Here is a 20,976-nt window from a genome sequence, read left to right as displayed (position 1 = left end):
GGCGGATGGATGGTCAGTACGTGCCGCTGGTCACCGGGCCGGTCACTGGGTGCCCAGGCCCGCGGCGTCCACCGTCGGCTTGCCGTCCGCCGTGAGGATCTTGTTCAGCAGCGTCAGGTCGTACAGGCCGTCCAGCTTCGGCGCCTTGAGCAGACCGGCGTCCACCGCGTGCTGCGCCTCCTCGTTGGCGGTCTTGGCCAGCGGGTCGTCCAGCACCTGGATGGACTGCCAGGCCGGGTCGAGGATGTCGGCCGGCAGCGCCTTCTGCGTCAGCTCCTTGAGCTGCTCGTTCGCGACGGCCTTGGCCTTGTCGGAGTTGGCCGTGATCCACGCGTTGGTGTTCACCGAACCCCGCAGCACCGCCTCGACGACGTCCGGGTGCGCGGTGAGGAACTTCTGCGACACGATCACATTGGTGATCACGAACTTCTTGTCCGGCCACAGCGTGCTCTCGTCCAGCAGCACCTTCGCGCCCTCGGACACCAGCTTGGACGCGGTGGGTTCCGGCACCCACGCGCCGTCGATGGAACCCTGCTTGTAGGCGTCAGGGGTGATCTTGTTGTCGGTGCGGACCACCGACACATCGCCCTTGCCGCTCTGCGCGTCGACCTTCCAGCCCTTGGACTTGATCCAGTTCAGCAGCGCCACGTCCTGGGTGTTGCCCAGCTGCGGGGTGGCGATCTTCTTGCCCTTGACGTCGTCCAGGGTCTTGATCTTCTTCGGGTTGACGACGAGCTTCACACCGCCGGACGCCGAACCCGAGATGATCCGCAGGCTCTTGCCCTCGGACTTGGTGTAGCCGTTGATCGCGGGGGAGGGGCCGATCCAGCCGATGTCGATGGACCCGGCGTTGAGCGCCTCGATCTCGGCGGGACCCGCGTTGAAGGTCAGCTGCTTGACCTTGGTGGCGCCCAGCTCCTTCTGGAAGATGCCTTCCTTGAGCCCGATCAGCGGGGTGGCGTGCGTCAGGTTCGGGAAGTAGCCGATCTTCACCTCGTCGGCGGAGAGCTTCTTCGCGGTTCCGCTCGCGCCGGCGCTGGCGGCCGGGGCGCTGGTGGCGTCGTCGGACTTGTTGTCGTCGTCGGAGCCGTAGCCGCAGGCGGCGAGCGCGCCGATCAGGATCGGCAGGGCGGCCGCCGCGGCGAGGTATCTACGGCGGCGGGAGGCGCGGAATGCGGGGCTGGACTGGGCAGACACGTGGGTGTCCTCTCGTAAGGCCCGGCGTGTCGCGCTCGTTCAGGGCGCGGCCGGAAAGTCGTCAGGTCTTCGAAAGCGGTGCAGCGGGGGCCGCGTGGCGCGGCGCTGGGGTACGGCGGCGGGCACGTGCTGCACGTGGCCCGCGACCGGGAGCGTCAGCGCACACATCGTGCGACCCCGCCCGTACCCGCGCCGAGCGCGCCGCTGCCGACGCGGCCACCCTCTTTCGCGAAACCCGAGAAGGCATCCTGAGTCATCGTCAGAAATCCCAGCCCTCGTCCTCGGCCGCGCTGTCCGCGGCCTGATCCAGATGCTCCTTGTGCGCCGCGAACGGCTCGCCCGCCATGCCCGCGGTCAGCGTCGTACCGTCCGCCGGGTCGATCAGCAGGAAGGAACCGGTCAGCCGGGAGTCCGCGTACGCGTCCACCGGCAGCGGTTCCGCCGTGCGCAGCACCACCGCGCCGATGTCGTTCGCCGCGAATTCGGCCGGCGCGTTCTCGTGCGCGAGACCCGCCGACAGGTCGATCCGGTACGGCAGTTCCTTCACGATCGCCTTGACCGTCCGGGTGGTGTGCTTGAGCAGCACGCGCTCGCCGACCCGCAGCGGACGCTCGTGCAGATGGCACACCGTGGCCCTGATGTCCTGGGTGAGCGCGGGCGCGGTCGCGGTCGGCGCGATCATGTCGCCGCGCGAGACGTCCACGTCGTCGGTGAGCAGCACCGTCACCGACTGCGGCGCCCACGCGGTGTCCACCGCCTGTCCCAGCGCGTCGAGCCCGGAGATCGTGGTCGTACGCCCCGACGGCAGCACCGTCACCTCGTCGCCGACCCGCAGCAGACCGGAGACGATCTGCCCCGCGTAGCCGCGGTAGTCCGGGTGCTCCGCGGTCTGCGGGCGGATCACGTACTGCACCGGGAAACGCGCAGGGCAGCCGGTCAGGTCGTGGCTGACCGGAACCGTCTCCAGGTGCTCAAGGACGGTCGGGCCGCCGTACCAGTCCATGTGCGCGGACGGCTCCACCACATTGTCGCCGGCCAGCGCCGAGATCGGGATCGCGGTGATCTCCGGGACGCCCAGCGAGGCCGCGTAGGAGGTGAACTCCTCGGCGATCGCGGCGAATACCGGCTCCGCGTAGTCCACCAGGTCCATCTTGTTGACCGCCAGCACCACGTGCGGCACCCGCAGCAGCGCCGCGACGGCCGCGTGCCGCCGGGTCTGCTCGATCACCCCGTTGCGCGCGTCGACCAGCACCACGGCCAGCTCCGCCGTCGAGGCGCCGGTGACCATGTTGCGGGTGTACTCCACATGGCCCGGGGTGTCGGCCAGGATGAACCGCCGGCGGGCGGTGGCGAAGTAGCGGTACGCCACGTCGATGGTGATGCCCTGCTCGCGCTCGGCCCGCAGGCCGTCGGTGAGCAGCGCGAGATCGGGCGCGTCCTGGCCGCGGCCGAGCGACGCCCGCTCCACCGCCTCCAGTTGGTCGGTCAGCACCGATTTGGAGTCGTGCAGCAGTCGGCCCACCAGCGTGGACTTGCCGTCGTCGACGGAGCCCGCGGTGGCGAAGCGCAGCAGCGTCGTGGCCGACAACTGCTCGGCGGTCAGGGGACTGTCGGGCCCCGTGGTGGCGGTCATGGTTAGAAGTACCCCTCGCGCTTGCGGTCTTCCATCGCGGCTTCCGACATCTTGTCGTCGGCCCGGGTGGCACCCCGCTCGGTCAGCCGGGAGGCGGCGATCTCGGTGATCACCGCGTCGAGCGTGGTGGCGTCGGAATCGACGGCGCCCGTGCAGGACATGTCGCCGACCGTGCGGTAGCGCACCGTCCGCTTCTGCACCGGCTCGCCGGCCTTCGGGCCGCCCCATTCGCCCGCCGTCAGCCACATCCCGGACCGGTTGAACACCTCGCGCTCGTGCGCGAAGTAGATCTCCGGCAGCGCGATCCGCTCCCGGGCGATGTACTGCCACACGTCCAGCTCGGTCCAGTTGGACAGCGGGAAGACCCGGACGTGCTCGCCCGGCGCGTGCCTGCCGTTGTAGAGCTGCCACAGCTCGGGGCGCTGGCGGCGCGGATTCCACTGCGAGAATTCGTCGCGCAGCGAGAACACCCGCTCCTTGGCCCGGGCCTTCTCCTCGTCGCGGCGCCCGCCGCCGAACACCGCGTCGAAGCGGTGGTGCCTGATGGCGTCGGTCAGCGGCACCGTCTGCAGCGGATTGCGGGTGCCGTCGGGGCGCTCCCGCAGCCGCCCGTCGTCGATGTACTCCTGCACCATCGCCACGTGCAGCCGCAGCCCGTGCTCGGCGACCGTACGGTCCCGGAAGTCCAGCACCTCGGGGAAGTTGTGCCCGGTGTCCACGTGCAGCAGCGAGAACGGCACCGCGGCCGGCGCGAACGCCTTCAGCGCCAGGTGCAGCATGACGATCGAGTCCTTGCCGCCGGAGAAGAGGATCACCGGCCGCTCGAACTCGCCCGCCACCTCCCGGAAGATGTGCACGGCCTCGGACTCCAGCGCGTCCAGGTGCGACAGCGCGTAAGGACTGTCCGTGGCTCCGGCATGAGCGACAGTGGCGGTCATATCGTGAGACCCCTCTCGACGAGCAACGCGTGCACAAGCAATGCCGACTCCTCGACCGTGCGGCCCTCCGTCTCGATCCGCAGATCCGGGTCCTGCGGGGCCTCGTACGGGTCGTCCACGCCGGTCAGACCGGTGAGTTCACCCGCGGCCTGCTTGGCGTACAGGCCCTTGACGTCGCGGACCGAGCAGACCTCGACCGGCGTGGCGACATGCACCTCGACATAGCCGGTGCCCTGCTGCTGGTGGCGCTTGCGGACGGCCTCGCGGCTGTCCGCGTACGGCGCGATGACCGGCACCAGCACCAGCACGCCGTGGGAGGCGAGGAGTTCGGCGACGAAGCCGATCCGCTGCACATTGGTGTGCCGGTCCTCGCGGCTGAAGCCGAGCCCCGCGGACAGGAATTCGCGGATCTCGTCGCCGTCGAGCACCTCGACCGCGCGGCCCTCGGCGCGCAGCCGCTCGGCCAGCGCGTACGCGATGGTGGTCTTGCCCGCACTCGGCAGACCCGTCAGCCAGACGGTGGCCCCGGTGGTCATCCCGCTCTCCTGACTGGTCGTCACGGCGTCACTTCTCGGCGCGGCATCAATTCGCTGATGGTTCGTCACAGGTGGATCCCGCACTCGGTCTTGCCCAGGCCCGCCCAGCGGCCGGCCCGGGCGTCCTCGCCCTCCAGCACCCGGCGGGTGCAGGGCGCGCAGCCCACCGAGGCGTAACCGTCCATCAGTAGCGGATTGGTGAGCACCCCGTGCTCGGCGACGTACGCCTCGACGTCGTCCTGCGTCCAGCGCGCGATCGGGGCGATCTTGACCTTCTGCCGCTTGGCGTCCCACGCCACCACCGGGGTGTTCGCCCGGGTCGGCGACTCGTCGCGGCGCAGACCGGTCGCCCACGCGTCGTAGCCGCGCAGGCCCTCCTCCAGCGGGGCGACCTTGCGCAGCGCGCAGCACAGGTCCGGGTCGCGGTCGTGCAGCTTCGGCCCGTACTGCGCGTCCTGCTCGGCGACGCTCTGCCGCGGGCCGATCGTGATGACGTTGACGTCCATCACGGCCGCGACCGCGTCCCGGGTGCCGATGGTCTCCGGGAAGTGGTAGCCGGTGTCGAGGAACACCACGTCCACACCGGGCAGCGCCCGGGACGCGAGATGCGCCACGACGGCGTCCTCCATCGAGGACGTGACGCAGAAGCGCGGCCCGAAGGTGTCCGCCGCCCAGCGCAGCACGTCGAGCGCGGACGCCTCCTCCAGGTCGCGGCCCGCCTGCTCGGCCAGTACGCGCAAGTCCTCGGCGGTGTGCGGTGCGGTGGTCACGAGGCGCCTCCATGCGGGGAGTTGGCATGCCGTTCCCGGGACAGCAGCCCGAGGAACTTCAGCGTGAATGCGCGACTGCACGCCCGGCATTCCCACGCGCCATGGCCTTCCTCCGAAGGACGCAGGTCCTCGTCCCCGCAATAGGGGCAGTAGAAGGGCGCCGCCCGCTCACTCATGAGAGGGCCTCCTCGGACGCGCGCGCCGCCCACTGGGCGAAGCGTTCGCCGTCGGTGCGCTCGTCCCGGAAACGGGTCAGCACCCGCTCGACGTAGTCCGGCAGTTCGGCCGCGGTGACCTTCAGGCCGCGCACCTTGCGGCCGAAGCCCGGGGTGAGGCCGAGGCTGCCGCCCAGATGCACCTGGAAGCCCTCGACCTGCTCGCCGTCGGCGTCGGTGACCAACTGCCCCTTGAGACCGATGTCCGCGACCTGGATACGGGCGCAGGAGTTGGGGCAGCCGTTGACGTTGATGGTTACCGGCTCGTCGAAGTCCGGGAGCCTGCGCTCCAGTTCGTCGATGAGCGAGGCGCCGCGCGCCTTGGTCTCCACGATCGCCAGCTTGCAGAATTCGATGCCGGTGCAGGCCATCGTGCCGCGCCGGAAGGGCGACGGCCTGACCTGGAGGTCCAGCGACTCCAGGCCCGAGACCAGCGCCTCGATCTGCGCCTCCTCGACGTCCAGCACCAGCATCTTCTGGTCGGTAGTGGTGCGCAGCCGGTCCGAGCCGTGCTGTCCGGCGAGTTCGGCGATCTTCGTCAAGGTGGTGCCGTCGATCCGGCCGACCCGGGGCGCGAAGCCGACGTAGAAACGGCCGTCGTTCTGCCGGTGCACCCCGATGTGGTCGCGCCACTGCGCCTGCGGCAGCTCGGGCGCCGGACCGTCGATCAACTCCCGCTTGAGGTACTCCTCCTGGAGCACCCGGCGGAATTCGGCGACGCCCCAGTCGGCGAGCAGGAACTTCAGCCGCGCGCGGGACCGCAGCCGCCGGTAGCCGTAGTCGCGGAAGATGCCCACCACACCGGCCCACACGTCGGGCACCTCGGCCAACGGCACCCAGGCGCCGAGCCGTTCGCCCAGCCGCGGGTTGGTGGACAGCGCGCCGCCCACCCACACATCGAAACCGGGGCCGTGCTCGGGGTGTTCGACACCGACGAAGGCGATGTCGTTGATCTCGTGCACCACGTCCAGCAACGGCGAACCGGAGACCGCGGTCTTGAACTTGCGCGGCAGGTTGGAGAATTCCTTGCTGCCGATGTAGCGGGTCTTGATCTCCTCGATGGCCGGGGTGCCGTCGATGATCTCGTCCGCGGCGATGCCGGCCACCGGCGAGCCGAGGATGGTGCGCGGGGTGTCGCCGCACGCCTCGGTGGTGGACAGGCCCACCTCCTCAAGGCGGCGCCAGATCTCCGGCACGTCCTCGATCCTGATCCAGTGGTACTGGATGTTCTGCCGGTCGGTGATGTCGGCGGTGCCGCGGGCGAACTCCTGGGAGATCTCACCGATCACCCGGAGCTGGGCCACGGTCAGCCGGCCACCGTCGATCCTGACCCGCATCATGAAGTAGCGGTCGTCCAGCTCCTCCGGCTCCAGGATGGCGGTGCGCCCGCCGTGGATCCCGGGGCGGCGCTGGGTGTACAGCCCCCACCAGCGCATCCGCCCGCGCAGGTCCGCGCCGTCGATCGAGTCGAACCCGGCCTTGGAGTAGATCGTCTCAATACGTGTCCGTACGTTGAGACCGTCGTCGTCCTTCTTGGTCTGCTCGTTGCCGTTGAGCGGAGTGAAGTGGCCCTTGGCCCACTGGCCCTCACCACGGTGGCGCCTGGTCTTCCGGGGGGCGGCCGCCGCGGCGGCGGGAGCGCCGGCCGCGGGAGTCCGGTTCTGGTCGGGCGTGGAGGCCATGGCGATGCGTCCTTCGGGCAGGCTCGAATACGGTCGATTACGCGCGGAAGCACCCTATGGCCTGGGGAAACGCAAGGCTGTCAAGCACAGCGGGGCGGCCGGGAACTCCCGTGCATCCACGACGACGGGGATGGCGGGGACGGTGCGGGTACGGTCAGGCCGCCGGACAGATGGCGCTGGACACGCGGCAGAAGTCGACGTGCGGCCGACCTACCAAGGCGATTCCAGTGCGTGACATGACGAAAGCGTGGCATGCGGGTCTCGGGCGAGTCCACCGTCATCCACTATGTGGACCAGATCATCTCATCTAATGAGAAACTGTGTCCCCGGTCACGTGGCGGGCGTTTCCGCCGTTCCGGATGCAGTTTCGGACACTGATCCGGATGCCGTTCCAGGCGCCGCTCCCGATCCCGTCCCGGCCGCCGGTTCCGTGACCGTGTCGAACACCCGGAAGCCGCGCCGCCGGTAGTTCTCCAGCGCGTACGGCCCGTCCAGCGAGCAGGTGTGCACCCACACCCGCTTCGTCGGCTCCCGCCCCTCCCAGCGGTCCGCCAGGTCCCAGGCCCGCCGCGTACCGAACGACAGCAGACGGCCGCCGAGACCCCGGCCGCGGAAGTCCGGCAGCAGCCCGAAGTAGAGGATCTCCACCACGCCCGCGTCCTGCGCCCCCAGCTCCACGTAACCCGCCGGCGTCCCGCGCTCGTAGGCCACCCACACCTCGGTGCCCGGCAGCTCCAGATGCGCCCGCCACCGCTCCGGCGGCCACGGCAGCCGGTCCCGCCACGCGCAGTCCGCGCCCACCGCCGTATACAGAAAGCGGCCGAATTCCGCCGACGGCACCTCCGCGCGCATGATCCGCACCCCCGCCCCGGCGGGCGCGTCGGCGGCCGGCCGCAGCTCGTCGGGCGAGGTCAGTTCGAGGGACCAGGTGGTCACGGGCGTGCTCATACGGCCCAGCCTAGGGTGTGCCGCGCCCCGGCCCGGGGCGCCCGAGCCCAGGTCAGACGCGGGCCGCGAGCACCGCGGGCGCGTGCGAGTGCGGCAGCAGGTCCAACGGATGGTGCGGCCGCACCAGTTGGACGTCCACCCCGTCGGCGAAGCGGTACGGCCGGTGCGCGAGCACCCCCGCGAGATTGCGCCGCAGGCGGGACAGCTCCGCGCGCACCGTGACCGTACGGCTCGGGTCGCCGAACAGATCGCCCGCCAGCTCCGCCGCCGTCCGGCCCTCGCGGTGCACTGCCAGCACGAACAGCAGCTCCGCGTGGCGCGGGCTGAGCTGCTGCGCCCAACTGCCCGCGGCGCCCGTCACCGTCACCGCCCAATTGCGCGGGCGGCTCACATCCAGCACCACCTGGCTCGCGCCCGGCGCCCGCTCCCGGCCGCCGACCCGCACCAGCCAGCCGCCGGGCAGCGGCTCCACGGAACACAGCCCCAGCGACGGCAGCCACACCTGCCCGTCCCGCACCGCCACCGGCAGCGTCAGCCGGTCCGGCGGCGCCATGCCCGTGACCGCGGCCACCCAGCCGTTGCGGTCCACCGCAAGCGCCTGGCCGTCCATCCGGGCCAGCAGCGGCGCCGCCACCGACCGCAGCCGCTCCACCGCCGCCCAGTGCCTGCTGCGCAGCTCGCCCTCGGCGACCTGCGCCACCGCCGACACCAGCGACAGGCTCGCCGGATGCGCGGTCGCGGCCGGACCGGTCACATTGACCACGCCGAGCAGCCGCCCGTCGCGCGGATCGTGCAGCGGCGCGGCGGCGCACGTCCAGCCGTGCAGGCTGCGCACGAAATGCTCGGCCGAGTGCACCTGGAGCGGCGAACGCGTCACCAGCGCCGTACCGATCGCATTCGTGCCGACCACGTCCTCCGCCCAGGTCGCGCCCTCGACGAAGCCCAGCCGGTCGGCCAGCGACTTGCGGGCCGCGAGCCCGCCGTCCCGCCACAGCACCCGGCCCTCCGGGTCCGTGACCAGCATGATGTGGCCCGCGCCGTCCGCCACCGAGTGCAGCCCGTCGCGCAGCAGCGGCAGGACGTCGCCCAGCGGGGTCGACTGCCGCCGGTACTCCAGCTCGTCCGTGCCCAGCGGCACGTCGTGCAGACCGGTCTCCGGATCGACGCCGCCGCGCAGCGCCCGCCGCCACGACGCGCCGATCACCGGCCGCGGCGGCTTGGGCGGCACGTCACCCGCAAGAGTGGCTTCCCGGACCGTGGCGAGCAGCTGCGCCGATGTGCGGACGTCCATCGCGTCCGGCCGGCCGGCCTGGATCGGGAAGTGTGCCACGTCGCCCCCGCCCTGCGAACTCTGCTTGTGCTGCTGGTGCTTGTACTTGTGCCTTGTGCTGCCCATGGTGCCGCCCGTACGCGCCCGGCCGCCGGGTTTTCCGTCCGGCCGCCCACGGCTTGCGGCAGGGGCTGACGCGTTGTGCAACGAACTGCAACCATTGCGAGCGTACGCGACTTCGACGGAGAGTGACGCGGCGTCACGGGTGGCCCACCCGGCGCCCGCGGGTGGCCTGACGGCCCGACGGACCGGGGGTGGTGCCGAGTCGGCGCGGCACCACCCCCCGCAGGCGCGGCGGCGGAAACCTTTCTGCTGCCGCGCCGTTATTTTTTGAGGAATCGGGCGCCGTGAAACGCGCGTGACTGGTGACGGCGTGCCGTGATCGGGCGCCGGTTTCCGTGGGGGCGCCGTAACTGCCCCTTTTTTTTGCCGCCTTCTCGCCTCCGGCGGCTTAGATCCGGTGTCGACGGTCGATCGTGCTCGCCCCCCTCGTTCCTCGGGGGCCTGTGCGCGTTCTCCCTTTCGACACCGGCGCCGCCTTTGGCTCGCCGGCTACACCGGCCTGCCGCACGACGCAGTCGTCACCCACCGGCTCGGGTCAGCGGTCTATCGGCCTCGCCCTGTCGACGATCGTGGCCAGGTCCAGGCCCGCGGGCAGAGTGCCGAACGTGGCGCCCCAGTCGCCGCCCAGGCGGGAGGCGCAGAAGGCGTCGGCGACGGCGGGGGGTGCGAAGCGGACCAGGAGGGTGCCCTGGAGGACGAGGGCCATGCGTTCCACGACGCGGCGGGCGCGGGTCTCGATGGCGTCGAGGTCGGCGAGTTCGGTGAGCAGGTCCTTGACGGCGGCGTCGAGGCGGTGGTCGGCGCCGCGGGCGAGGCCGAGTTCGGTGAGGAAGGCGTTGAGGGCGAGGGGCTCGCGCTGGAGGACGCGCAGGACGTCGAGGGCCTGGACGTTGCCCGAGCCCTCCCAGACGGAGTTGAGCGGGGACTCGCGGAAGATCCGCGGCATGCCCGATTCCTCGACGTAGCCGTTGCCGCCCAGGCATTCGAGGGCTTCGGCGGCGACCGCGGGGCAGCGCTTGGTGACCCAGAATTTGGTGACCGCGACGGCGAGCCGCCGCAGGTGCCGTTCCTGCTCGGTGTCGGCGTCGCAGGCGGCGGCCAGCCGCAGCGCGGTGGTGGTGGCCGCCTCGGACTCCAGGGCGAGGTCGGCCAGGACGTTGCGCATGAGGGGCTTGTCGACGAGGGGGCCGCCGAACGCGCTGCGGTGGGTGGCGTGGTGCACGGCCTGGGCGACGGCCTGCCGCATCAGGGCGGCCGAGCCGAGCGAGCAGTCCAGCCGGGTCGCCGCGACCATCTCGATGATGGTGGCGACCCCGCGCCCCTCGTCACCGACCCGTCGCGCCCACGTACCGCTGAACTCGACCTCGGAGGAGGCGTTGGAGCGGTTGCCGAGCTTGTCCTTCAGCCGCTGGATCGCGAAGACGTTGCGGGTGCCGTCGGGCAGGACGCGCGGCAGCAGGAAGCAGGTGAGTCCCCCGGGAGCCTGGGCGAGGACCAGGAAGCCGTCCGACATGGGCGCCGAGCAGAACCACTTGTGCCCGGTGAGCGTGTACGTGCCCTCCTCGGCGAGGGGTTCCGCGTGCGTGGTGTTGGCCCGGACGTCGGAGCCGCCCTGCTTCTCGGTCATGCCCATCCCGAACAGTGCGCCCGTCTTCTCGCCGGGCGGCAGCAGTCGCGGCTCGTAGACCCGGGAGCCGAGCCGCGGCTCCCACTCGGCGGCGAGTGCCGGGTCGGTGCGCAGCGCGGGCACGGCGGCGTGCGTCATCGAGACGGGGCAGCCGTGCCCGGCGTCGGTCTGCGACCAGACCAGGAATCCGGCGGCCCGCCGCAGGTGCCCGTCGGGCCGCGACCAGGCGTCGGTGAGCCCGGCGGAGACCGCGTGGCCGAGCAGCCGGTGGTAGGAGGGGTGGAAGTCCACCTCGTCGATCCGGTTGCCGTAGCGGTCGTGGGTGCGCAGCACGGGGGAGTACGTGTTCGCCTCCTCGCCCCAGCGCTGCGCCTGGGCCGATCCGGCGGCCCGGCCCAGCTCGCTCAGCTCGTCGGTGATCTCCGCCAGCCGGGCCGGATCGGCGTGCCGGGCCACGGCCTCGGTGAGGGCGCTGTCGGTGCGGTAGACGTCGTGGCCGACCAGCGGCGGAGCCTGGTTGGTCACCGTGTGAGTGAGGGTGCTCATGGCAGCTAACGTAAGGGGGTGCAAGCAGCCGAAGAAAGAGGCCACCGTCGCCCGAGCCGCTGGCGCCGGGCTCGGGCGGTCTATCGCAACGTCTCCAAGCGCAAGGTCGGCTGGCTGCTGCTGAAGGACACCGTCAACTCCTGCATGGAGTACCGGGTGACCGGCCTGGCCGCCGAGGCGGCCTTCTTCGTCCTGCTGTCGCTGCCGCCGCTGCTGCTCGGCCTGGTCGGCGCGCTCGGCTATGTGGACACGGTCGTCGGCCTGGACACCATCGACCACATCCGTCACAACATCCTCACCGCGTCCGCGACCGTGCTGTCCGACAAGGGCGTCAACCAGCTGGTGAAACCCCTGGTCGACGACGTCTTCCACGGCCGCCGCCCGGACCTGATCTCGCTCGGCTTCCTGATCGCCCTGTGGTCGGGCTCGCGCGCGGTGAACGTCTTCGTGGACACCATCACGATCATGTACGGCCTGGAGGGCCGCCGCGGCATCGTCAAGACCCGGCTGATGTCGCTGGTGCTCTACGTCGTCGCGCTGATCCTCGGCGCGGCCGTGCTGCCGCTGGTGGTGGCGGGCCCGGACGCGGTGGTCGACGTGCTGCCCGGCGGCCAGGGCGCCATTCAGGTCCTGTACTGGCCGGTCGTGCTGTTCTCCTCGATCGCCTTCCTCACCACGCTCTACCACGTGTCGGTGCCGGTGCGTTCGCCCTGGTACGAGGACGTGCCGGGGGCGCTGGTCGCGCTGCTGATGTGGGTGGTCGGCAGTTTCGTGCTGCGGATCTACCTCACGCACGCGGTGGAGGGCCCGACGATCTACGGCTCGCTGGCCGCGCCCGTGGCCGTCCTGCTGTGGATCGGTGTCTCCGCCTTCGCCGTCCTGGTCGGCGCGGCGGTCAACGCGGCCGTCGACCGGGTGTGGCCGTCGCTGGCCACCGCCGCCGCCCGCGAGGAGAACGCCAGACGCCGGGAGGCCGCCGCCGCCGAGGTCGTCGCGCAGGCCGCCGCCCGCAGGGCCCGGCACGCCAAGGACGACGACGGCGCCGACGAGGACGACCCGCCGTCGGAGTACCCGGAGCGGTGGGCGGAATTCCTGCCGCACCGCGACGTACGCGCCCGGCTGCGCGGCCTGCGCCGCCCGGCGGCGGGGCAGCCGATCACCCCGGTGGTGCCGCCGACCCGGCCCCCGTCGCAGCCCGCCCCGCCGCGGCCCGTGGCACCGCCGGCCGTGCCGCCCCTGCCACCCCCGGTCAGGCCCCCGCACCGGCCGTCGGACCTCGACGGCGGCTTCTGACGGCGTCCCTTGCCCGGCGCCGCCGGTGCACCATGGAGGCATGTACGAGGAACGTGCCGCCGCGGTGCCCGGCGTCACCCTGTGGACCCGCGTGAACGGCGGCGGTTCCTACCGGGTGCTGCCCGACGGCTGCATGGACCTCATCTGGCACGACGGCCGGCTGCTGATCGCGGGCCCCGATACCCGCGCGTACCTGGCCGACGACCCGCCGGGCGGCTCGTACGCGGGACTGCGGTTCGCGCCCGGGCTCGGACCGCTGATGCTGGGCGTGCCCGCCCGTGAACTGCGCGACCAGCGGGTGCCGCTGGACGCGCTGTGGCCCGCCGCGCGCGCCGGACGGCTCGCGGACCGGGTCGACGGCACCGACGCGGCGGCCGTCCTGGAGGCGTGGGTGGTCGCGCGGACCGGTACGGCCGGGCCGGTGGACCGGCTGCCCTTCGTGGTCGCCCGCGAACTGGCGGCGGGCCGCCCGGTGGCCGGCATCGCGGCCGGGACGGGGCTCGGCGAGCGGCAGTTGCGGCGGCGCTGCGAGGCCGCCTTCGGCTACGGCCCGAAGACGCTGGGCCGGGTGCTGCGGATGCAGCGGGCCCTGGAACTGGCCCGCTGCGGCACCGCTTTCGCGGACGTCGCGGTGCGCGCGGGCTACGCCGACCAGGCCCATCTGTCCCGCGAGGTGAAGGCGCTCGCCGGGGTGCCGCTCGGGCGGCTGGTGGCCCCGCCGCCCGCGCCTTCGGCCGAGGCTCCGGTCACCCGGCGGTAGGACCTGCCGCAGCGCCGGGCGCGGCGGCGAAGAGGTCGACGCCGTTGCCGTCCGGGTCGTGCACGACGGCGTACCGCTGGCCCCAGAAGGCGTCCCACGGCGCCAGATGCCCCTGGTACCCGGCGCCCGTCAGCTCGGCGTACCGCGCGTTCACCCCTTCGGGTGTCCCGCAGTCGAAGGCGAGGGAGATCCGGGAGCCGGTCGCGGGCGACCAGCCCGGGTCGAAGGAACGGACGGTCTCCACGGTGTCCCACGCCAGCCGCGGACCGCCGGGGAGCACGGTCTCCACGTGCGGCTCCTTGTCGGCCTCCGGCGGCAGGTCGAGGCCGAGCCGGCGGTAGAAGGCGAGCGAGGCGGCCATGTCGGCGACGACGAGGCCGATCAGATCGAGACGGGGTGCGGGCGGTGCGGTGTGTGCGGTCATACGCAGCACGCTAGGCGGGCCGGGCGCCGGGTGTCTTGAACGAATCGGACACCCGGCGCCCGGCCCGCGGCCCCCCGGCCCCCAGCCGGAGTGGCGTGCGCCGCCGCGGGGGCGCACCATTCCCCGCGGCGGCGCGGTCCGTGGTCACCGCGCTCGCGTCACCGCACGTCTGTCACCGCACGCCCGGTATCGCACGTCCGTTGCCGCACGCCCGGCATCGCGCTTGTGGCACCGCACTTCTGCTGCCGCATGCTCAACCCGGCAGATTCCAGGACTGGTTGGCGGCCCCGGTGCAGGTCCAGATCTGCAGCCGGGTGCCGTTGGCCGAGGTGTTCCCCGTCGCGTCCAGGCACTTGCCGGACTGCGGGTTCACCAAGGAGTGGTTCGCGCCCGGCTGCCACACCTGTGAGCCGGTGCCGTTGCAGTCGTAGAGCTGGGTGAGGGTGCCGTTGGCGGTGCCGGCCGCCGTCACGTCCAGGCACTTGCCGAGCGCCTTCAGCGTGCTGTCGGAGCCGGCCGTCCAGCTCTGGGCGCCCGTGCCGTTGCAGTCGTAGAGCTGGACCGCCGTGCCGTTGGCGCTGCTCGCGCCCGCGACGTCCACGCACTTGCCGCCGATGCCGGTGACGGGACCGGTGCCGCCGCCGGCCGGCGGGGTCGAACCGCCGGGCGCCACATCGGGGTTGTCGGCGTTGGTCAGCGTCTCCCAGGCCACGAAGAGGTTGTTGGTGCCGGCCGGGCGCCGCGACTCGGTGAGCGTCTGGGTGTGGGTCATCGCGATGCCCTGCCGATTGTGCAGCGCATTGAAGCCGATCTCGGTGACCGGGCCGAGCCCCAGCGTCAGGTGCCCGCCGCACAGCCAGGACGGCGGGGCCGTGCCCAGTTCGTACGTCGACTGGAAGCCGAGCGCCTGCTGGAGGCGCGGGCCGACCTGGGGGTAGAGGTCCTGGCCCTGGATGTACGCGGTCTCGGCGATGTCGGAGATCGACGCGATGCCGTAGCCGGTGTGGGTGAAGTCCCGGCAGGTCTCCTGCGTCAGGCCGTCCACGAAAGTGGACTGCCCCTGCCAGTAGTTGATGATCTGCGCCGCGGTGGTGAGACCGCTGCCCGGCACGGTCTTCGGCAGCGCGCCGTCCGAGCTGAGGTAGACGTAGGCGGGCACCCGGTTCAGGTAGCGGGTGATCGCCTTGCCGTACGAGACGGTGTCGTCGAGGTAGATGGAGATGCCGACCGCGGCCTCCATCATCGTCAGCTCCCAATTGCCGTTGCTGTTGGAGCCGTTGATGACCTCGGGTAGATAGACGTTGCGCAGCATCGTGCCGAAGCGCGCCTGGTTGGGCCAACTGGAGTACGTGTAGCGGATGATCTCCGCCGCCCGCGGCCACACCGAGCCCGCCCAGCCGGTCTGGAGCGGCGCGTTGCTGTTGGTGTGCTGCGTGATCGTCGCCGACCAGGCGTCCATCAGCCTGATCGACTCCTGCGCGTACGCCGCGTTCCCCGTGATGTACCAGGCGAGCGCGTCGGTGTACGCGGCGATCGCGTCCTCGCGCTCGTCCGTGCAGCCGTTGTTGGGGTTGGAGTACGAGCCGCACTCGACATTCGCCCGCGGCTTGGGGACGCGCGACAGCGACGCGTAGGAGCTGGCCATCATCTGGGAGTTCGCGGCCGCCCAGGGCGCGGCGCCGGCCTGCACCTTGGCGCGTACGTAGTCGAGTTGGGAGCGGCTGACCAGCACACCGGGGTGGACGAAGGAGGTGGGGGCCGCGGCGGACACGGCGGCCGGTGCGGTGGCGGGGGAGGCGGCCGGGGCCGAACCGGGGACGGCCAGCGCGGTGACGGCCGCCGCCGCGGTGGTGGCCAGCAGAGCGAGTCCGCTCCGGAGGAAGCTGCGCATGGGGGGCTCCTGTGGACCGCGGGCAGGGGGAGTGCGCGACGGTGGTACGGGGGAGGTACGCAGTGGTGCCGGACAGGAAAACTTCCTGTCCTTTGGTTCGGAAGGATCGCGGTGCGGGGCCCCTGAGTCAAGGGCTGAGGCATGCCTTGGGTCAAGGAGATGAACGTCAATCGGTTCAGCATGTGTTCCATGCTGTTACAAGGTCAAGGAGCCGATCACAGGTCATTGACATGAACATAGTCCGGACCATTCAATCCTCGGTACAGGCGCACGTCCCCACCGTCGCGCACGAGGAAGGTCCTCCACATGGTCAGTTCCCACCGGCAAATACCCTGGTCACGCACCCTGTTGAGACTGTTCGCACTGTTCGCCGTGGTGCTCGGGTTCCAGGCGGCCCCCGCCCACTCCGCGCACGCGGCACCCGACTTCAAGGTGCTCGCCTTCTACGACGGCACGTACGACGCGGCGCACATCAGCTTCGTCCATGAAGCGAACGCATGGTTCCCGCAGCACGCCGCCGAGTACGGCTTCTCGTACACCTCGACCAACGACTGGAGCCAGCTCAACGCCGCGAATCTGGCCCAGTACAAGGTCGTGATGTTCCTGGACAACTACCCGTCCACAGCAGCCCAGCAGAGTGCCTTCCAGACCTATATGAACAACGGCGGCGGCTGGATCGGCTTCCATGTCGCGGCCTACAACGACGCGTCGTCCAACGGCTGGTCCTGGTACCACCAGACCTTCCTCGGCACCGGCACCTTCAAGTCCAACAGCTGGGGCCCGACCGCCGAGACGCTGAAGATCGAGGACCCGAACCACCCGGCCACCGCGGGCCTGCCCGGCACGATCGCCTCGTCGGTCAGCGAGTGGTACAGCTGGCAGAACGACCTGCGGCAGAACCCCAACATCGACATCCTGGCGTCGATGGACCAGTCGACCTTCCCGATCGGGACCGACCCCAACCAGACCTGGTACAGCGGCTATTACCCGATCGTGTGGACCAACAAGAACTACAGAATGGTCTACAACAACTTCGGGCACAACGCGATGAACTACGACACCAACACCGCGCTGTCCTCCACCTTCGCCAGCGCCCAGCAGAATCAGCTGCTGATCCAGGAGATCCGCTGGGCGGCGGGACAGAGCGGCCCGGTCACCCCGCCCTCCGGCAGCCCGACCGGCGCGATCACCGGCTACGGCGGCAAGTGCGTGGACATCGCCGGCGCCAACAGCGCCAACGGCACCGCCGTCCAGCTCTACGACTGCAACGGCACCAACGCCCAGAACTGGACGGTCGGTTCCGACGGCACCCTGAAGGCGCTCGGCAAGTGCATGGACGTCACCGCCGCCGGCACCGCCAACGGCACCAAGGTGCAGCTGTACGACTGCAACGGCAGCAACGCCCAGAAGTGGACGCGCAGCGGCAGCACCCTGGTGAACGCCGGCTCCGGAAAGTGCCTCGACGCGACGGGACCGAGCAGCGCCAACGGCACCCGGCTGCAGATCTGGACCTGCGGCAGCGGCGCGAATCAGCAGTGGAATCTGCCGAGTTGACCCGATCCGGATGAACGAAAGCGGTGCCCGGGGTTTCGCCCGGGCACCGCTTGTCGCATTCTCACGGAGCGGGTGAACGCGCGGCGCACCGCCGACGTACCTACCCGCACAGGGGGCGCCACGCCGGACGCCCCAGGGGAGGGAGGGCGACCGGTGACACCGGAGGAACGCGAGGCGGGACTGCGCACCGAGCATTTCGACATGCTGGTGGCCTTCGCGCTCGGCCAGGGACACGACCGGGCACAGGCCGAGGACGTGGCCCACGAGACACTGCTGCGGGCCTGGCTGCACCTGGGCCGGATCGAACCGGGCAGCGCCACCGTACGGGCCTATCTGCTGACCATCGCGCGCAATCTGCTGGCCGTCAGGACCACCGGGTCCCCGGTCGAGCCGCAGGACCTCACGCCGGGTAGGCGTGCGTCTGGGCGGCCTTGACCGTCGCCCACACCTGCGCGCCCTCGTGCAGGCCGAGTTCGGCGACCGAGACCGCCGTCAGATCGGCGGTCAGCGGCATGCCGTCGGCGAGCCCGGTGAGCGCGACCCTGATCTGGTCGCCGTGCGACTCCAGGCCGGTGATCGCGGCCCGCCAGGCGTTGCGCGCGCTGGAGTCCGGCCGGTCCGGCGAGAGCGTGACGGCGCTCGGCGGGAAGGCGACGAAGGCCGGTCCGGTCAGCCGTTCCGTGGTGGTCACCGTCACCCCGTGGCCGAGCGTGACCGCGTGCCCGTCGGCCTCGCCCTGGTAGAGATTGAGCCCCACCAGCCGGGCGATGTAGTCGGTACGCGGGCGCCGCGCGATCTCGGCCGGTGTGCCCTCCTGCACCACCCGGCCGTGCTCGATCACCACCAGCCGGTCCGCCAGCACCATCGCGTCCAGCGGATCGTGCGTCACCAGCACCGCCACCGCCTCGAACGCGGCCAGATGACGGCGCAGTTCGGCCCGTACGTCCAGCCGCGCGCGGGCGTCCAGCGCCGCCAGCGGCTCGTCGAGCAGCAGCAGTCGCGGGCCGGTCGCCAACGCCCGTGCCAGTGCGACCCGTTGGGCCTGCCCGCCGGACAGCCTGCGCGGTTTGACGCCCGCGTGGTCGGTCAGCCCCATCCGCGCCAGCAGCTCCGCGGCCCGCGCCCGCGCGTCCGCCTTCGGCACACCGTGGCAGCGCGGCCCGAACGCCACATTGTCCAGCGCGGTCAGATGCGGGAACAGCAGATAGTCCTGGAAGATCACGCCGACCGGCCGGTCCTCGGTCGGCACCCGCCGCCGCAGCGCGGGTTCCTCCAGCGTCCGGCCGTCGAGCCGCAGATGGCCGTCGGTCAGCGGCGTCAGGCCGGCCAGTGTGCGCAGCGAGGTGGTCTTGCCCGCGCCGTTCGGCCCGAGCAGCGCCAGCACCTCACCCGGCGCCACCGTCAGCCGCACATCGAGCCGGAAGGCGCCGCGGTCCAGGACCAGATGCGCGTCCAGCCCGTCGGACACCCCCGCCGCGGGGGAGGGACCGGCGTTGTCGAGTCGTGTCATGCGGCGGCCGTCCAGCGTTCCCGCAGCCCGGCCAGCACCGCCACGGACACCGCGAGCAGCACCAGGCTCAGCGCGATGGCCGCGGCCGGATCGTCCTGGAGCGCCAGGTACACCGCCAGCGGCATCGTCTGCGTCCGCCCCGGGAAGCTGCCCGCGAAGGTGATCGTGGCGCCGAACTCGCCGAGCGCCCGCGCCCACGCCAGGACGGCGCCGGCCGCGACCCCCGGCGCGATCATCGGCAGCGTGACCCGGCGGAAGGCGGTGAAGCGGGACGCGCCCAGGGTCGCCGCCGCCTCCTCGTACCGCGCGTCGGCCGCCCGCAGCGTCCCCTCCACGGTGATCACCAGGAACGGCATCGCCACGAAGGTCTCGGCCACCACCACACCCGACGTCGTGAACGGCAGCGTGATGCCGAAGGCCGAGTCCAGCCAGCGCCCCACCACACCGTTGCGGCCGAGCGCCAGCAGCAGCGCCACACCGCCGACCACCGGCGGCAGCACCAGCGGCAGCGTCACCAGCGCCCGTACGAGCTTGCGCCCGGGGAACGTGGTGCGCGCCAGCAGCCACGCCAGCGGCACCCCGAACAGCAGCGACACCACCGTCGCCGTCGTCGCGGTCTGCAACGACAGCCGCAGCGCCTGCCACACCGCGGAACTCGTCAGCTGCGACGGCAGGCTCCGCCACGGCGCCCTGATCAGCAGCGCCAGCAGCGGCAGCAGCAGGAAGACCAGCGCGATCAGCGCGGGCAGCAGCAGCGGCAGCGGCGCACCGCCGCGGCCCCCGGCCAAACGCCGCCGCGGCCGGGCGTCCGGAAACTCCGGCAGCCCGGCCGCGGCGGACGGCCGACTCGACCCGGTCACGGCTGGAGGAAGCCCGCCCCGGTGAGCACCTTCTGGCCCTCGGCCGACTGCACCAACGCGACGAACGCCTGCGCCGCCGTCGCGTTCGGCGCGTCCTTCAGCGTCGCGATCGGATACGTGTTGATCGCCTTGGCCGACTCGGGGAAGTCCACACCCTGGACCTTACCGCCGGCCGCGTTCACGTCCGTCTTGTACACCACCGCCGCGTCGACCTCCTTCAGCTCCACCTTCGTCAGCGCGGCCTTGACGTCCTGCTCGTAGCTGACCGGGGTGAGCTTGAGATCGCTCGCGGTCAGCGCGGTCTGCGCGGCGGCCCCGCACGGCACCGTCTTCGCGCACAGCGCGACCTTCAGACCGGACTTCGTGAGGTCCTTCAGCGACGCGATCTTGTCCGGGTTGCCGGGCAGCGTCGCGATCTCCAGCTGGTTGCGCACAAAGGTCGCGGGCGTGCCCGCCGCGTCACCGGCGTCCGTGACGATCTTCATCGTCTTCGTGCTGGCCGCCGCGAAGACATCGGCGGGCGCGCCGGAGGTGATGCTCGCGGCGAGGACGTCGCTGCCGCCGAAGTTGAACGTCACCTTCGTACCCGGATACGCGGCCTCGAACTGCTTGCCGAGCGTCGTGAAGCTCTCCTTCAGCGACGCGGCCGCGAAGACGGTCACCGAGCCGGTGATCTTCGGCGTCGCCGAGGCCGACGCCGACGCGGACGGCGACGAGGAGGCGGAGGACGACGCGTCGTCCTTCTTGTCCGAGTCGGAGGAACAGGCACTGAGCGTCAGCAGGACGGCGGCGGCGCCGACGGCCGCCACCAGGGTGCGGCGCCGTTCGGTACGGATCATCACGGGAACTCTCTCTCTGCCGCGCACAAGGTGAATGTCACGAGGTCGATGTGACGATCATAGTGACGCATCTGCGAGGAGTAAGTCTCCTGTCACATTGCATAAGCCATACGATTCCGCCACTCGCTTGGCTTGTGCGATCACACAAAGGCAGCCGTCACTCCACGAGGATGACGTCGAGGGTGCGGGGGCCGTGGACGCCTTCGACGCGGTCGAGTTCGATGTCGCTGGTGGCGGAGGGTCCGGAGATCCAGGTTTGTGGGTGGTGGGGGGTGAGGCGGGGGAGTGCTTGGGGGACGGAGTCGACGATCTGGTCGGGGGTGTGGATGACGCAGATGTGGTGGTCGGGGACGAGGGTGA

At 71.4% G+C, this 20,976-nt stretch carries 21 protein-coding genes and 1 pseudogene; 4 read left to right on the top strand and 18 right to left on the bottom strand.

What is annotated here, in order from left to right; all coding sequences use genetic code 11:
• Positions 1 to 42: 42 nt before the first annotated feature.
• The 11 genes from BM076_RS11810 to BM076_RS11760 form a co-directional block, all read right to left on the bottom strand.
• Entirely contained in the window at positions 43 to 1,197 is a 1,155-nt protein-coding gene (locus BM076_RS11810) for an aliphatic sulfonate ABC transporter substrate-binding protein (RefSeq protein WP_093713425.1), read from the bottom strand.
• Positions 1,198 to 1,456: 259 nt separating this feature from the next.
• A complete protein-coding gene (locus BM076_RS11800; protein WP_093713424.1) occupies positions 1,457 to 2,830 on the bottom strand; it encodes a sulfate adenylyltransferase subunit 1 in 1,374 nt (457 codons plus the stop codon).
• A gap of 2 nt (positions 2,831 to 2,832) precedes the next feature.
• Positions 2,833 to 3,768, bottom strand: a complete 936-nt coding sequence (cysD, locus tag BM076_RS11795) for a sulfate adenylyltransferase subunit CysD (RefSeq protein WP_093713423.1) — start codon at positions 3,766 to 3,768, stop codon at positions 2,833 to 2,835.
• Positions 3,765 to 4,304, bottom strand: coding sequence for an adenylyl-sulfate kinase (gene cysC, locus BM076_RS11790; protein ID WP_093713422.1), 540 nt, complete (start codon positions 4,302 to 4,304; stop codon positions 3,765 to 3,767). The genes cysD and cysC overlap by 4 nt, the downstream gene beginning before the upstream one ends.
• 65 nt (positions 4,305 to 4,369) lie before the next feature.
• On the bottom strand, positions 4,370 to 5,074 hold the full coding sequence (locus tag BM076_RS11785) for a phosphoadenylyl-sulfate reductase (protein ID WP_245795994.1): 705 nt from the start codon (positions 5,072 to 5,074) through the stop codon (positions 4,370 to 4,372).
• Entirely contained in the window at positions 5,071 to 5,250 is a 180-nt protein-coding gene (locus BM076_RS37430) for a hypothetical protein (protein WP_093713646.1), read from the bottom strand. The genes BM076_RS11785 and BM076_RS37430 overlap by 4 nt, the downstream gene beginning before the upstream one ends.
• A complete protein-coding gene (locus tag BM076_RS11775; RefSeq protein WP_093713420.1) occupies positions 5,247 to 6,971 on the bottom strand; it encodes a nitrite/sulfite reductase in 1,725 nt (574 codons plus the stop codon). Before BM076_RS11775 ends, BM076_RS37430 begins: the two co-directional genes overlap by 4 nt.
• 154 nt (positions 6,972 to 7,125) lie before the next feature.
• Complete coding sequence (locus tag BM076_RS38165) at positions 7,126 to 7,209, bottom strand: putative leader peptide (RefSeq protein WP_322935262.1); 84 nt, start codon at positions 7,207 to 7,209, stop codon at positions 7,126 to 7,128.
• A 92-nt stretch (positions 7,210 to 7,301) separates the two neighbouring features.
• Complete coding sequence (locus BM076_RS11770; protein ID WP_093713419.1) at positions 7,302 to 7,919, bottom strand: GNAT family N-acetyltransferase; 618 nt, start codon at positions 7,917 to 7,919, stop codon at positions 7,302 to 7,304.
• A gap of 52 nt (positions 7,920 to 7,971) precedes the next feature.
• A complete protein-coding gene (locus BM076_RS11765; protein WP_093713645.1) occupies positions 7,972 to 9,210 on the bottom strand; it encodes a GAF domain-containing protein in 1,239 nt (412 codons plus the stop codon).
• 637 nt (positions 9,211 to 9,847) lie between these two features.
• Positions 9,848 to 11,485, bottom strand: a complete 1,638-nt coding sequence (locus BM076_RS11760) for an acyl-CoA dehydrogenase family protein (protein WP_093713418.1) — start codon at positions 11,483 to 11,485, stop codon at positions 9,848 to 9,850.
• An 18-nt stretch (positions 11,486 to 11,503) separates the two neighbouring features.
• Between BM076_RS11760 and BM076_RS11755 the strand changes: the two genes are divergently transcribed.
• Both BM076_RS11755 and BM076_RS11750 read left to right on the top strand, forming a co-directional pair.
• Positions 11,504 to 12,778, top strand: coding sequence for a YihY/virulence factor BrkB family protein (locus BM076_RS11755; RefSeq protein ID WP_093713417.1), 1,275 nt, complete (start codon positions 11,504 to 11,506; stop codon positions 12,776 to 12,778).
• A gap of 40 nt (positions 12,779 to 12,818) precedes the next feature.
• The gene (locus tag BM076_RS11750) at positions 12,819 to 13,538 is read left to right on the top strand and encodes a helix-turn-helix domain-containing protein (RefSeq protein ID WP_093713416.1); all 720 of its coding nucleotides are present in this window, start codon (positions 12,819 to 12,821) and stop codon (positions 13,536 to 13,538) included.
• Here the strand turns inward: BM076_RS11750 and BM076_RS11745 are convergent.
• From BM076_RS11745 to BM076_RS11740, 3 genes and pseudogenes are all read right to left on the bottom strand, one after another.
• Positions 13,525 to 13,962: a VOC family protein gene (locus tag BM076_RS11745; protein WP_093713415.1), complete on the bottom strand. Its 438-nt coding sequence runs from the start codon at positions 13,960 to 13,962 to the stop codon at positions 13,525 to 13,527. The two genes, BM076_RS11750 and BM076_RS11745, sit on opposite strands and share 14 nt — an antisense overlap.
• A 253-nt stretch (positions 13,963 to 14,215) precedes the next feature.
• Entirely contained in the window at positions 14,216 to 14,635 is a 420-nt protein-coding gene (locus BM076_RS37425) for a ricin-type beta-trefoil lectin domain protein (RefSeq protein WP_322935259.1), read from the bottom strand.
• Positions 14,636 to 14,638: 3 nt separating this feature from the next.
• Positions 14,639 to 15,853 (bottom strand): annotated as a pseudogene (locus BM076_RS11740) (alginate lyase family protein); the annotation flags it as partial.
• A 306-nt stretch (positions 15,854 to 16,159) separates the two neighbouring features.
• Here BM076_RS11740 and BM076_RS11735 point away from each other — a divergent pair.
• Positions 16,160 to 17,407: a ThuA domain-containing protein gene (locus BM076_RS11735; protein WP_093713414.1), complete on the top strand. Its 1,248-nt coding sequence runs from the start codon at positions 16,160 to 16,162 to the stop codon at positions 17,405 to 17,407.
• Positions 17,408 to 17,560: 153 nt separating this feature from the next.
• Complete coding sequence (locus tag BM076_RS11730) at positions 17,561 to 17,842, top strand: sigma factor (RefSeq protein WP_093713413.1); 282 nt, start codon at positions 17,561 to 17,563, stop codon at positions 17,840 to 17,842.
• On the opposite strand, the gene BM076_RS11725 is transcribed toward BM076_RS11730, so the two are convergent.
• From BM076_RS11725 to BM076_RS11710, 4 genes are all read right to left on the bottom strand, one after another.
• Positions 17,808 to 18,917: an ABC transporter ATP-binding protein gene (locus tag BM076_RS11725; protein ID WP_093713412.1), complete on the bottom strand. Its 1,110-nt coding sequence runs from the start codon at positions 18,915 to 18,917 to the stop codon at positions 17,808 to 17,810. The genes BM076_RS11730 and BM076_RS11725 overlap by 35 nt on opposite strands.
• Positions 18,914 to 19,741 carry an ABC transporter permease gene (locus tag BM076_RS11720; protein ID WP_093713644.1) on the bottom strand — a complete coding sequence of 276 codons (828 nt, stop codon included), beginning with the start codon at positions 19,739 to 19,741 and terminating at the stop codon, positions 18,914 to 18,916. Before BM076_RS11720 ends, BM076_RS11725 begins: the two co-directional genes overlap by 4 nt.
• 32 nt (positions 19,742 to 19,773) lie before the next feature.
• Positions 19,774 to 20,616 carry a molybdate ABC transporter substrate-binding protein gene (gene modA, locus BM076_RS11715; RefSeq protein WP_093713411.1) on the bottom strand — a complete coding sequence of 281 codons (843 nt, stop codon included), beginning with the start codon at positions 20,614 to 20,616 and terminating at the stop codon, positions 19,774 to 19,776.
• A 157-nt stretch (positions 20,617 to 20,773) separates the two neighbouring features.
• The coding region (locus BM076_RS11710; protein WP_177246416.1) for an LUD domain-containing protein at positions 20,774 to 20,976 on the bottom strand (203 nt) is incomplete at its 5' end.

This window comes from Actinacidiphila alni (assembly GCF_900112845.1).
In the GTDB taxonomy this organism is placed as follows: domain Bacteria; phylum Actinomycetota; class Actinomycetes; order Streptomycetales; family Streptomycetaceae; genus Actinacidiphila; species Actinacidiphila alni.
Note: the sequence above shows the minus strand (reverse complement) of the source record. Positions and strands in the feature narration are given on the sequence as shown.

Excerpts from the sequence above, each read along its gene's own strand:
- BM076_RS11770 (WP_093713419.1), bottom strand. The coding sequence starts at position 7,919 with ATGAGCACGCCCGTGACCACCTGGTCCCTCGAACTGACCTCGCCCGAC.
- BM076_RS11735 (WP_093713414.1), top strand. The coding sequence starts at position 16,160 with ATGGTCAGTTCCCACCGGCAAATACCCTGGTCACGCACCCTGTTGAGA.
- BM076_RS37430 (WP_093713646.1), bottom strand. The coding sequence starts at position 5,250 with ATGAGTGAGCGGGCGGCGCCCTTCTACTGCCCCTATTGCGGGGACGAG.
- BM076_RS38165 (WP_322935262.1), bottom strand. The coding sequence starts at position 7,209 with ATGTCACGCACTGGAATCGCCTTGGTAGGTCGGCCGCACGTCGACTTC.
- BM076_RS11765 (WP_093713645.1), bottom strand. The coding sequence starts at position 9,210 with ATGGACGTCCGCACATCGGCGCAGCTGCTCGCCACGGTCCGGGAAGCC.
- BM076_RS11800 (WP_093713424.1), bottom strand. The coding sequence starts at position 2,830 with ATGACCGCCACCACGGGGCCCGACAGTCCCCTGACCGCCGAGCAGTTG.
- cysD (WP_093713423.1), bottom strand. The coding sequence starts at position 3,768 with ATGACCGCCACTGTCGCTCATGCCGGAGCCACGGACAGTCCTTACGCG.
- modA (WP_093713411.1), bottom strand. The coding sequence starts at position 20,616 with ATGATCCGTACCGAACGGCGCCGCACCCTGGTGGCGGCCGTCGGCGCC.
- BM076_RS11745 (WP_093713415.1), bottom strand. The coding sequence starts at position 13,962 with ATGACCGCACACACCGCACCGCCCGCACCCCGTCTCGATCTGATCGGC.
- BM076_RS11775 (WP_093713420.1), bottom strand. The coding sequence starts at position 6,971 with ATGGCCTCCACGCCCGACCAGAACCGGACTCCCGCGGCCGGCGCTCCC.
- BM076_RS11760 (WP_093713418.1), bottom strand. The coding sequence starts at position 11,485 with ATGAGCACCCTCACTCACACGGTGACCAACCAGGCTCCGCCGCTGGTC.
- cysC (WP_093713422.1), bottom strand. The coding sequence starts at position 4,304 with ATGACCACCGGGGCCACCGTCTGGCTGACGGGTCTGCCGAGTGCGGGC.
- BM076_RS11750 (WP_093713416.1), top strand. The coding sequence starts at position 12,819 with ATGTACGAGGAACGTGCCGCCGCGGTGCCCGGCGTCACCCTGTGGACC.
- BM076_RS11725 (WP_093713412.1), bottom strand. The coding sequence starts at position 18,917 with ATGACACGACTCGACAACGCCGGTCCCTCCCCCGCGGCGGGGGTGTCC.